Source organism: Nocardiopsis sp. RV163 (genome assembly GCF_001029525.1).
Taxonomy (GTDB): Bacteria; Actinomycetota; Actinomycetes; order Streptosporangiales; family Streptosporangiaceae; genus Nocardiopsis; species Nocardiopsis dassonvillei.
In genome coordinates this window covers 1-12,051 of the sequence record NZ_LEKI01000171.1, presented here as the reverse complement: position 1 = coordinate 12,051, position 12,051 = coordinate 1, and the positions used below count along the sequence as shown (strand labels likewise).

Here is a 12,051-nt window from a genome sequence, read left to right as displayed (position 1 = left end):
CCACCCCGGCCCGTGCTGATGCGCAGGTCAACGCCCCTGTGGGTGGGCCAAGGGGCGTCCAGACTTATACCCCAGTGGGTAGTTCTCGTCACGTAGGCGGGCGGGGGTGTGTGCCCATCGGACGACGTTCCTGCTGAATCCGCTTGACCACCTCTACGAGGTCGAGCGTGGATGCGTGGTGCCCCGCCACACGCGGGGCCGTACGCCGTATCCGCGCAGTTCAGAGGTGGTAGTGAGGTGGGTCGTGTGGGTGTGAGTACTTCGGTCACGGTGGCCGAGGTCGGCTCACTGCCGAGGGTTGGCGGATGTGGTGTGCGTGGGGAGCGAGACGAAGGTGAGGCCGTGCATGGCCGCGCGTGAGGGGTCCACGTTCAAACGGTGCGGATGCCGCGACGAGAACACCGGCAGATCGTTGGGGGTGAGGTGTCCGCAGCTCAAGCGCCGGACCGGGGGCTGGAACCCGGCCCATGGGGCGTGGGCGTTCCAGTACGAGCTTCCCCCGACCGGTGAGGGCGGGCGCCGCCAAGCCCGCCGGGTCGGCCTGGCCTCCCAGGAGCAGGCCCGGAAAGGACTGGAACACGTCAAGGCGCTCATCGCCCTGGCCGAGAGGGAGCCGGTGGTGGAGGCGCAGATCGCTGACCTGGTCCAGGCGGCGTTGAAGCAGCGCCGCCCGTTGCCGGACCTGGAGGAGGTACGCAGGCGGGTGGCGATGGCGGTGGACGTACGCACCGAACCACCCACCCTCGCCGCATGGCTGGGGGAGTGGTTGAAGGGCAAGCCCGATCTGGCTGCGGGAACCCGGGCCTCCTACGCCGGGCACATCCGCACCTATCTCGTCCCGTATCTGGGCCGGCTCCGGGTGGACAAGCTCCAGGCCCGCCACGTCGAGAGCATGTTCGCGGCCATCGAGGAAACCAACGCTCACATCCTGGAGTGCCGCGAGTCCGACGACCCCCAAGTGCGGGCCTCGGTGCGCGGGCGGCGGGTGATCTCGCTGTCCACCAAGCACCGGATCCGCGCCACCTTGCGCAGCGCCTTGTCGGAGGCGGTGCGCCGCCCGGACCTGCCCGTGTCGGTGAACATCGCCTCGCACGTGCGGTTGCCCTCGTGTCCGAGGAAGCGTCCTTTGGTGTGGACACTGGACCGGGTGCGTCAGTGGAAGAAGGACGGCACGGTACCGGGGGAGGTGATGGTGTGGACCCCGGAGCAGACACGCGTTTTTCTGGTGCACGCGAGGAAGTACCCGTGGCTGTATCCGATGTTCCACCTGATCGCGGTCAAGGGCCTGCGGCGAGGAGAAGCGGTCGGACTGCCCTGGTCCAACACGAGGTTGATAGACGGGCAGATCGACATCCGCGTCCAGGTCGTACAACTCGCGTGGGAGACGATCACCTCCACGCCGAAGAGCGCGGCCGGGCAGCGCACGATCACTCTGGACGCGGACACCATCAAGGTGTTGCGGGCTTGGAAGAGGTTCCAGAACGAGGCCCGACTCAAGGCCGGAGCAGCGTGGATGGACACTGGTTTGGCCTTCACCAAGGAGAACGGTTCGGGGTGGCATCCGGGGCAGGTCAGTGACTGGTTCCTACGCATTGCCAGGGCTGCTGGGTTGCCGCCGATCACGTTGCACGGGCTCCGTCATGGGGCTGCCTCGTTGGCGTTGGCCGCGGGAACGGACGTGAAGGTCGTGTCCAGCGAGTTGGGGCACGCGACCACGCACTTCACCCAGGACACCTACCAGTCGGTGTTTCCGGACGTGGCCAAGGCGGCGGCTGAGGCCACCGCTGCGCTGCTGCGTGGTCCGGCTCCGGTGAGGGCCGGGTAGGCGAACTGGCGAGCACACCAGGAGCCACACGGCACCACCAACCCCAGGCCAGTCCACGGGTTCACCCCGACTGGCCTGGGGTTTCCTCATGCCCGGGCCCGGTAACCGATCGGATCAAAGGTCCCCTGGAGGTGGCCTGGGGGGAGTGTCCACTCCGGTGAGCATCGTGCCTTTCGCACCATGTTGTCGCCTGGCAACTGTTGTCGTCGGGGCCGGTTCCGGCCACCGAGCCCAATAGGACTCAGGGACAGCACCTGGTGAAGGCAGCGCTCCGTTTCTACGGGCGTGCGTGTTCACCTGCGCGAACGCGGTCACTCTCCGTTGCGCCCGTGGTCAAACTTCCCGAAGGTCCCTCTCACCCAGGGTCACGTTCTTCACCCTGGGCTCATGGTGCTCTCGCGTCGGGGTTCCGTAACGTACCGGGTGCCTGAGCCACCCGGAGACGGACCCTCAGACCAGGGTCATGTCCGGGTGTTCCCCGTGCACATCCCCACCCCTGGGAGCGATCCCCCTCGTGAGAAAGCACATCCCCTGGTCCCTGACGGCCGCGACGGCCGCCTCCACCCTCGTGCTGGGGCTGCTGTCCGCGCCCCCGGCCCTGGCCGACGCCGACCCCCACTCGCCTCGCGATCGCACCGTCCCGGTCCCCGACACCTGGGAGCCGGGCGAGGCCAATACCGAACCGTGGGCGGAGAACCACCCAACGAACCCTGGTCTCCACCCGGAGCCGAAGACGAAGCCGCCCCCGAAGCCCGCGCGGAGAACCCCGAGCCCCGGGTTCTCACCTGTGACGACGGCGTCAACCGCGGTATCCAGTCCTGGTATCCGCTGGAGCGTCACCAGATCAGCGACCGCATGGAACTGACGGTTAACACCGAAAACGGCAACCTCGTTGTCCGCCACCGCAACCTGACCATGGCCGGAACTGGGCTGGACCTGTCGGTCTCCAGCTTCTACAACTCCCTAGATGGCTGGACCGTTTCTCATGGCCGTGATGTGGGACTGCGCATCTACACCAACAGCATCATCTTCCAGGGCCCTTCCGGCTACTGCGAAAGCTTCGACATCGCCGAGGACGGCTCCTTCACCCCGCCCCCGGGGCTGAACGCCGAACTGGAGGAGCTGTCGAATGGCCACTACGCGCTGACCTTCCACCGCGGCGAGTACGCCGACCAGGTGTGGACCTTCAACGCCGACGGGTGGCTGTACTCCCAGGCCGACCGTAACGGCAACACTCACCGGATGCGCTACAACCCCGAGGGGGACCTGGCCTCGATTGTGGACACCCAGGATCGAGTGACCACCTTCGAGTAGGAGTACTGGAACCGGGTCAAGTCGATCACCGACCCGGCCGGTGAAGCTGCCGCAGTATTCGAGCACAACGAATACGGTGACGTACTCGCTCTGACCGATCGGGCCGGACAGGACCTGGCCTTCGACTGGGACGAGAGCGGTCAACATCTGCTCTCGATCACCGATGCCACCGGCGCGGCCTGGCGCTTCGACTACGACGATGAGGACCGGATCTCCAGCCTGACCGTGCCCGACGGCAGTGAGGACGGGGCGACCACGTCTTACTCCTACGGGGACGGACAGACCACGGTTACCGATCCCAACGGCGGTGAGTCCACCTTCGAGTTCGACGACCAGGGGCGCCAGACCTCGGCGACCGACCAGGTGGGCAACACCCGCTCCCAGACCTGGACGTCGAACTCGGACGTGGCCACCACCACCGACGCCCTGGAGGCCTCGGTGACCTACGACTACGACGAGTTCAACAACCTCATCGGCACCGAACTGCCCACAGGGGCGGCCACTTCGGTCGGGTTCGCGGACACGGCCAACCCGGCCAAGCCCACCAGCGTGACCACCCCGGACGGGGACACGTTGGAGATGTCCTACGACGACGCCGGCAACCTCACCTCCGCCGTCCAGGAGGAGATGGACATCGAGGTCACTGACATCGCCTACACCGGCCAAGGGCTGGTGTCCGAGATACAGGACGCCAACGGCAACTCCACCACCTACAGCTATGACAACGTGGGCAACATGACGGCGATGGACGAGCCGGGGCCGATGGGCACCACCTCCTTCGGCTACGACGCGCTGTCGCGAGTCACGGAGGTGACCGACGGCAACGGTGTGAGGCTGGAGTACGGCTACGACCGCCTCGACCGGATCGTGTCCATCTCCCAGGGCGGCGACCTGCTCCAGGCCATCGCCTACGACGGCAACGGCCGCCAGATCACGACGCACACCGACCAGGCGAGTGTGGAGCACTCCTACAACGGCCGCGGCGACCTGCTCGAAACCGTGCGCACCGACTCGGCCGGGAGCGAGAGGACCACCTACGCCTACGACGCCGCGGGCAACGTCACCGAGATGGTCGAACACGGTAAGACCACGACCTACGGCTACGACGCCGCGTTCCGGCTGACCTCACTCACCGACCACACCGGTGCCGAGACCACCTTCACCAACGACGCCAACAACCGCCGCACCTCCATCACCCACCCCGACGGGGCCGTGGAGGAGCGTACCTACGACGACTCGGGGCGTCTGACCGGTATCACCACCACCGGGGCCGCCGACCAGGCTCTGGTGGAGGCTGTCTACTCCTACGACAACGACGGCGCCGACAGCGACCAGTTGCAGTCACGCACCGTCCAAGGCGAGACCGAGACCTTCACCTACGACGGCCTGGACCGGCTCACCGGTGACGGCACCACCGACTACACCTACGACGACGTCGGCAACCTGCTCACCGCCGGGAATGAGGAGTTCGCCTACAACGACGCCGACCAGCCCACCAGCGCACGTGGAGCCGAGGTGGGCCACGACGAGGCCGGAAACATGACCTCGCGAGGTGAGTACGTCTACGAGTACTCGGTGACCAACCAGACGCTGCGCTCCAACGACGGTCAGGGCGAACTGGCCTCGTGGCTGAGTTACGACACCACCGACCAGACCCAGATGCGCGGCGTCACCGACGTGCACGAGGGCAGCCGGGTGGAGCGGCAGCTGTCCAACACCGCGCTCGGGGTCACCAACATCGCCTCCGAGGGTGAGCGCACCAGCTTCGTGCGCGACCCCGAGGGGCGTCTGGTCTCCATGGTGGCCTGGGACGGTGATGAGCGGTTCCACTACACCCTCGACCAGCACAACACCGTCCTGGCTCTGACAGCCGAGGGGTCGGAGGCTGAGTCCCCGGACGTGGTCTACGACTACAGCCCCTACGGTGAGCGCACCTCTGAGAGCCTGGAAGGGACCGAGGCGGCGGTGTTGAGCCCGTTCGGGTTCACCGGCGCCTACCAGTTCCAGAACGGCATGGTGCATCTGAACCACCGCTTCCACAGCACGTTCACGATGGGCTTCGCCCAGCCCGACCCGTCCCGGCAGGAGTTGAACAACTACGCCTACGCCCAGTGCGACCCCATCAACAACACTGACCCCACCGGGCTCAATTCTTGCAACGAAGCGATCAATGGTTTCATCCTGGGGCTTATCGTCACGGGGCTTTCGTTTCCCTTTGCCGCCACCCCGATGGGGTTTGTCGCTGCGATTGGATCCGGGCTCATCGTGATCAGTCAAGTGCAGGCAATCGATCGGGCATGCGGCGGTCGAATCTCGGCTAGCATGACAACCTAGTATGGTTTCTGCCTCCACCTCTCTTCGGGGAAGTGGAGGCAGAAGCTCCTCTACAAAGGAAGGATGATGTGAAGAAAGAACGAATGCGGAATATTTATCTCGCCTTTGTGGCATTGGCAATACTTGTTCTGTTTTTTATAATAAACTTTAGACAGAGTGGCAATGTCTGGGGGGCTACTTTGGTCACCCTTGGACTATTGGTGGTAATGTCTGTGTCTGGCCTGATATTCTGGGCTGTGCGTGGGGCAATTAGAAAGAATAGAGAATAATGTAATATTCTAATTTTCTGGAACCTGATTTCTCATGTGTGCTGGCGTTGACAGTCGAGGGTTCGGAGACTGATTCCCCCGGACGTGGTCTATGACTACAGCCCCTATGGCGAGCGCACCTCTGAGAGCCTGGAAGGGACCGAGGCGGCGGCGTTGAGCCCGTTCGGGTTCACCGGCGCCTACCAGTTCCAGGACGGCACGGTGCATCTGAACCACCGCTTCCACAGCACGTTCACGCTGGGCTTCACCCAGCCGGACCCCTCCCGGCAGGAGATGAACAACTACGCCTACGCGGCGTGCGACCCCATCAACAACACCGACCCTACTGGGCTGCAGACGTATCAGCAGTGTTTTGCAACGTCTGCGGGATCTATGGCGGCCACCGGGATAGTTACAGGAGCGGTGACTGGTCTCTGGGGCGGGCCTGTCGGAGGCCTGGCAGGCGCAGCACTTGGATTCTATGGGGGGCTCCTGGGCGGTGCAGTTCACGGCGGCATTAACTGCTAGATGTGCATAAATATATAAATCAGTGGCCCGCGTTCCATTGAAATGGGAGGCGGGCCATCGTTGGAAGGGTTGACGTTATGGGTCTTCTCGTGAAGATTATATTCGCCTTGCTTTCATCTGTTGTTGTCGGTTTCGTGTCCTATATTTTGATTGAAATCATGGCTTCTGAATATTTCAATCCGCCTGTGGTGGCGTTGTTTATTTTTCTTGTTGCGGCGCCAGTGTCTGTAGTTTTGGTCGTGCTTCGGCATGGGAAAAGAATATAATCATGGAGGCTGAGTCGTCGGCATGAATAATCCATTTTGGCCGCCCTGGAAATTTTTGTGGTCGCTCTGGTTCAGTGAGATTTTCTCAGTGAGTTCTATTTCCCTGCGTTATTGAGGGGCAGGGCGGCTTGAGTGATAGCTCCGATCCGGCTCGGGCTCAGCGTGCCGTGTTCAGGGCCTGCCAGCGCTGTTTCAGCCCGACGGCGGCCCGTTCACCCAGGGCGCGGGTGCTGCGCAGGAGCAGGCTGTGAGCACGGTTGTCGCTGGTCAGTGGGCTGAGAATGTCCAGGTGAGGGCATATCGGAGTGTGCACCCCGATGCCGGCCCCGAGATAGCCCACATCCACCAAGGTGCGCAGCCCTTGCGTTGCGGCCGGGTAGAGCACGGACAAGGCATGGATGCGAGCACAGGTCAGATCATGGCGCGAGCCCGGTTCGGCTTCGGAGACCCACAGCGAGGCACTGTCCGGGCAGGACAGGAACTGCACGTTGGCGGCGAAGTGCCTGGCCTTGCCCGAGCCTCCCGGACTCGGAATCCCTTCTGGAGCCGGACCGCGATGTGGGCGGGCACCTTCCGTGACCAGAACGGCCCGAACTCTCGGCGGAGACGCCGGATCGCTTCGAGGCGGATCATGTGGAGTTCGAGGGCGTCCTCCCAGTCGGGTACGGCCCACAGTTGCATGCGCCTGGTGATCCCGGGCGGGCCAGTGGGGTCCCACATCCATCGGGCGAGGGATGCCGGGCTGCTCATGCGCTGCTGATTCGGGTAGGGCACTGACGCGAATCGGCCAGTCCGCCTGGTGAGCCGAAGGGAGGACTACGTGTACGTTCGGGCTCTGGACCACAGCACCACTGGAGGCGTCTTTGTCTGTGGTGTTGGCGGTGCCGCCTCGTTCTTTTCATGCTTTGTTGATGCCATCTGATTGTGGCGTGCGAGGCCCGGTGGGGTAAGGGCTTCGTCTGCATCGGCCGTATCCGGCCGGTGGGCGGCCATGGGGCCCGTAGGGCCTGGACACCGGTGTCGGGGCGGCTGTGGGGCGCTGGCGGGCGGACACGGGGCCGCCCCGGGTTGGGCCCACACGGTCACGGGACGGCAAAGTGCTCCGCGAGGTGGGTGCCCACCTGTACTGGACCTTGCACTGCGGAGCACACAGGGAGCATTTCAGGCCCGGATCCGGGCCCGGCGCCTCGCCTGTTCGACTCGCGCACCCCGCCTGAACTGGGGTTTTGTGGCGCACCCGGCAGGATTCGAACCTGCGACCATCGGATTAGAAGTCCGGTGCTTTCGTGCCTCTACGTGCCACAGGGTGACGTTTCGTCCCTATCCATCCGAACACCACCATCGTTTCGTGTCAAGAGGTGCCGCGTGGTGCCGTGTCAGTACGGAGCTGCGGAGCATAATCGGAGCACACACGGCCCGTTGGCGGCGTCCGATGGCACCTCGCGAGGTCCTCCATAAGCGGGGAGCGGGACCGGGGTGCTGTGGCGGTTGAAGGAGTTGGCCGAGGCCGATCCCGTCCGGCTCCGGGTGCGCATCGAGGCGTTCAACGGGTCCCTGCACGTTCGCGGCGACGAGGGCCAGGGCGCATGGAAGACGCTCGTGCTGGGTGTCGATGGCCTGGGGTCCGGTGGTCTGTTTTTGCTTTCGTCCTCATCAGCGGGATGCGTTCGTCGGGACCGGTATGGGCTCGCGCTGAGCTGCGGTCCTTTGGAGCGCACGAAAGGGGACAGTCCTGTGAACAGGCTTTTTCCAAGCCAAACGAGAGGGAAGTGGCCGGATGCGGCCAACATGGTGCTGGGTTCCCCGTCTGTGGCTGAATGTGCATGTCGTGCACTCGTGTGCCACATGTTGTGACGTGTGCCACTCTCGTGTTGTCTCCTTCGGGCTGCTAACTTCCCGTTCGGTCCCAGGACAACCACCACCCGTGTCCCCATGACACGGGACCCCTGCGGTGATCCCCCAACCTGGGTTAGAGAGCTCTGCCATGCCCCGCCATGCGCGAGTACTCGGCGCTGCCCTCACGGCGTCGTTGCTCCTCATGCCTGCTCTGTCCATTCCCGCCCACGCGGACGAGGAGCCCGACCCCGGCCCCTCCGTCTCGACCGCCGACCAGGAAGCCCTGGTCCTGGCGCAGGAGACCGGCGAACCCGTCGAGATCACCGCCGCCACCACCGAGACCACCCGGCACCTGGCTAACCCCGACGGCACCTTCACCATGGAGCAGAGCGCCTTCCCGGTGCGGGTCAGGAACCAGGACGGCTGGACCCCCGTCGACACCGACCTGACCGTGGACTCCGACGGTCGCCTCCGACCCAAGGCGGTCAGCGCCGACATCGCCTTCTCCGGCGGCGGGGACCAGGCCCTGGCCAGCATCGGCATCGGCTCGAACTCCGTCGACCTGGGCTGGCACGAGGACCTGCCCGCCCCCACCGTCGACGGTCCCCAGGCCACCTACGCCGACGTCCTGCCGGACGTGGACCTGGTCCTGACCGCCGGTGTGGACGGGTTCGGACAGGTGCTGGTGGTACACACGCCCGAGGCGGCCCGGCACGAGGACCTCGCCGAGCTCGAAATGGCTCTGGCCACCACCGGTGTGACCATGCGCCTGGCCGACAAAGGCACCCTGGAAGCCGTCGGCGACCTGGGCCAGGAGAGCGTCTTCACCGCGGTCGCCCCGGCGATGTGGGACTCCGCGGGCGTACAGGAGACCGGCGAGGACCCCACGCTGATGGCCCCCATGGGCGCGCGCACCGAACTCCTGGGCGTGGACCTGACCACCGACAGCATCCGCCTGGTCCCCGACGCGGCCATGCTCGACGACGCCGAGACCGCCTACCCGGTCTACATCGACCCCTCGCTGGCGGTGAGCCGGGTGGGGCGCACCTACGTCAACGCCAACTACCCGAGCCAGTCGTACTGGAACTACTCCACCTCCCACGACCCCGGCGTGGGCTACGAACCGAGCGACGGCAGCACCAAGCGCGCGTTCTGGCGCTTCAGCGTCGACTCGCGCACCCGCAACGCCGACATCACCCGGGTCACCTTCCGACCCAGGGTCACCCACGCCTACGGGTGCACCAACGCGCAGATCCAGCTGTGGCGCACCGACGCCATCACCTCCTCCACCACCTGGAACAAGCAGAACACCTCGGCTTTCTGGAACACCAGGCTCGACACCCGCACCATCAACGCCGGCCGCTCCAACTGCCCCGGGGGCACCTCCCCGACGGTGGAGTTCAACGCCACCGCCGGGTACGTGTACAGCCGCGACGCGGGCCACGCCACCACCACCCTGGGCCTGCGCGGCAACGAGAGCAAGTCCTCCAGCAACTGGGACTGGCGCCGCTTCGACTCCAACCCGACCCTTCAGGTGGACTACAACAACCCGCCCGAGGTCCCCACCAAACTCTCGGACTCCCACGGCGGCACCTGCTCCACCAACCCGGACAACCCGCGCCTGATCAACGAGACCCGGCCCACCTTCACCGCCTACGTGCGCGACCGCGACTCCACCTCGGCCAACCGCCAGAAGGTCAAGACCCGCTTCGCCTGGTGGGTGGACGGGACGCGGACCGGCGAGGTGGACACCTCCTCCACCAACGTGGCCGTGTGGTCCTCGGGCTCCTACCAGTCGGTGCGCTCCGGCGCACTACCCGAGGACGTGCTCATCGGCTACCGGGCCAACGCCCACGACGGCACCTCCTGGTCGGGCTGGACCGGCTACTGCTACCTGATGGTCAGCACCACACGCCCCGACCAGGGCCCCGCGGTCACCTCCACCGACTACCCGGCCGGAGATGAGTTCCACGGTTCCCCCGGCCTGCCCGGGCAGTTCACCCTCTCCAACAACGGCGTCGAGAACGCCGAGAGCTACTTCTACGCCCTCAACGACGACTCCTGCGTCACCGAGGCCGAACCCGAGCAGCCGGGCGGTGAGGTCACGGTGACCCTCACCCCGCGCCTGGAGGGCCCCAACTGGGTCTACGCGCGCACGGTGGACGCCTTCGGCAACTCCTCCGACTGCGTGCTCGCCTACTCCTTCCTCGTCGCCGCGCCCAGCGACCCGGTCGCCCACTACACCTTCGACGAAGGACAGGGAAACCGGGCCGCCGACACGGCCAACCCCGACCAGGGCGCCACACTCTCCGACGGGGTGGACTGGGTCCGCGGACGCGTCGGCTCGGTGGACAACCCCGACACCGACCCCACCCCCCGCCTGGAGGGCACCGCCGTCCACACCAGCGGCTACACCGACGGCGACCCCGGCCCCTACGACGAGATCACCGCCGACGGCTCCGCCGTGGACACCTCCGGAACCTTCTCCGTCTCGGCGTGGGTCAAGCTCGACCGCGCCTACGCCCACCACACCGCCCTCGCCCAGGAGGGCGAGCAGCAGAGCGCCTTCCACCTGGGCTACCAGGGCAACACCGGCCAGTGGGTGTTCAAGATGTCGTCCGAGGACGAGTACTGGGACGGCTCCCGGAACTGGGACATGGTCACTTCCGCCGACTCCGCCGAGGTCGGGGTGTGGACCCACCTGCTGGGTACCCACGACGAGCAGACCGGTGAGATGACCCTGTACGTCGACGGTGTGAAACAGGGAACGGACACGCTCGTCGGAGGGTGGAACGCCACCGGGCCGCTGACCATGGGACGCGCCCTCTTCCAGGGCGTCGGCAACTACTACTGGCCCGGCGCGATCGACGACGTGAAGGTCTGGGACCGGCTGGTGCTGAACGATACGGTCTCCGACACCGAGACCTCCTCCGAGGTGTGGCGCCTGGCCAACCAACCGGTCGCCGCCCAGGGCCGGTGGATGCTCGACGAGTACGAGGGCACCGCGGTGGCCGACGCCACCGACCACGGACTCGACGCCGTCCTCAGCGCCGACCCGGCCACCGCGTGGAACCTGGCGGAGAACTCCTTCACCGCCTCACCGGGAGTACGGCTCAACGGCGAGGGTGACCACATCGAGACGTCCGGCCCGGCACTGCGTACCGACCGCAGCTTCAGTGTCTCAGCCTGGGTCCGCCTGGACGAGACCGGTCAGTCCGTCGACGCCACTGCGGTGAGCCAGACCGGACAGTTCCAGAGCGCTTTCCACCTGGGCTACCAGGGCTCCAACGGAGCGTGGACGTTCAAGGTGTCGCCGCACGACGACGAACCCACCACAGGCGCGCAGGGGTGGACCCGTGTCTACTCCACCACCGCCGCCAGGTTGGGGGAGTGGACCCACCTGACCGGGCTCTACGACCACACCCGGGGAGAGCTGGTGCTCTACGTCAACGGGTTCGAGGAAGCCCGGCTCGAGGTAGGCCAGATCTGGCACGCCGAGGGCGGACTGCGCATCGGCGGCGCACAGTTGCTCGGTGTCAACGACCACTACCACTGGACCGGCGACATCGACGACGTCCACACCTACCAGGGCGTACTCGATCAACGCGGTATCCACCACGTCCGGGACGGCGTCTTCCCCAGCGCTTGAGGCTGTTCCCGTAGCCGCAACCCCTCACTCTCCACCCCCACCCCGTGATCG

6 protein-coding genes and 1 pseudogene are annotated in these 12,051 nt (G+C 65.8%); 6 read left to right on the top strand and 1 reads right to left on the bottom strand.

Annotation, left to right across the window (positions count from 1 at the left end):
- Positions 1-346: 346 nt before the first annotated feature.
- The 5 genes and pseudogenes from ABD54_RS22545 (at position 347) to ABD54_RS29190 (ending at position 6,249) form a co-directional block, all read left to right on the top strand.
- Entirely contained in the window at positions 347-1,825 is a 1,479-nt protein-coding gene (locus ABD54_RS22545) for a site-specific integrase (RefSeq protein WP_047871533.1), read from the top strand.
- A gap of 684 nt (positions 1,826-2,509) precedes the next feature.
- Positions 2,510-3,139, top strand: a complete 630-nt coding sequence (locus tag ABD54_RS29200; RefSeq protein ID WP_235432157.1) for an RHS repeat domain-containing protein — start codon at positions 2,510-2,512, stop codon at positions 3,137-3,139.
- A gap of 24 nt (positions 3,140-3,163) precedes the next feature.
- Positions 3,164-3,334: pseudogene (locus ABD54_RS29555) on the top strand (hypothetical protein); the annotation flags it as partial.
- Positions 3,335-3,364: 30 nt separating this feature from the next.
- Positions 3,365-5,473 carry an RHS repeat-associated core domain-containing protein gene (locus ABD54_RS22540; protein ID WP_235432156.1) on the top strand — a complete coding sequence of 703 codons (2,109 nt, stop codon included), beginning with the start codon at positions 3,365-3,367 and terminating at the stop codon, positions 5,471-5,473.
- 353 nt (positions 5,474-5,826) lie between these two features.
- The gene (locus tag ABD54_RS29190; RefSeq protein WP_047871531.1) at positions 5,827-6,249 is read left to right on the top strand and encodes an RHS repeat-associated core domain-containing protein; all 423 of its coding nucleotides are present in this window, start codon (positions 5,827-5,829) and stop codon (positions 6,247-6,249) included.
- Positions 6,250-6,672: 423 nt separating this feature from the next.
- Here the strand turns inward: ABD54_RS29190 and ABD54_RS29410 are convergent, their stop codons facing one another.
- On the bottom strand, positions 6,673-7,239 hold the full coding sequence (locus tag ABD54_RS29410; RefSeq protein ID WP_082166949.1) for a transposase family protein: 567 nt from the start codon (positions 7,237-7,239) through the stop codon (positions 6,673-6,675).
- Positions 7,240-8,553: 1,314 nt separating this feature from the next.
- Between ABD54_RS29410 and ABD54_RS22520 the strand changes: the two genes are divergently transcribed.
- Positions 8,554-12,000: a LamG-like jellyroll fold domain-containing protein gene (locus ABD54_RS22520; RefSeq protein WP_235432155.1), complete on the top strand. Its 3,447-nt coding sequence runs from the start codon at positions 8,554-8,556 to the stop codon at positions 11,998-12,000.
- The last annotated feature ends 51 nt before the right edge of the window (positions 12,001-12,051 follow it).

Coding starts and splice junctions, on each gene's coding strand:
- ABD54_RS22545 (WP_047871533.1), top strand. CDS start 347: ATGGCCGCGCGTGAGGGGTCCACGTTCAAACGGTGCGGATGCCGCGAC.
- ABD54_RS29410 (WP_082166949.1), bottom strand. CDS start 7,239: ATGGATGTGGGACCCCACTGGCCCGCCCGGGATCACCAGGCGCATGCA.
- ABD54_RS22520 (WP_235432155.1), top strand. CDS start 8,554: ATGCCTGCTCTGTCCATTCCCGCCCACGCGGACGAGGAGCCCGACCCC.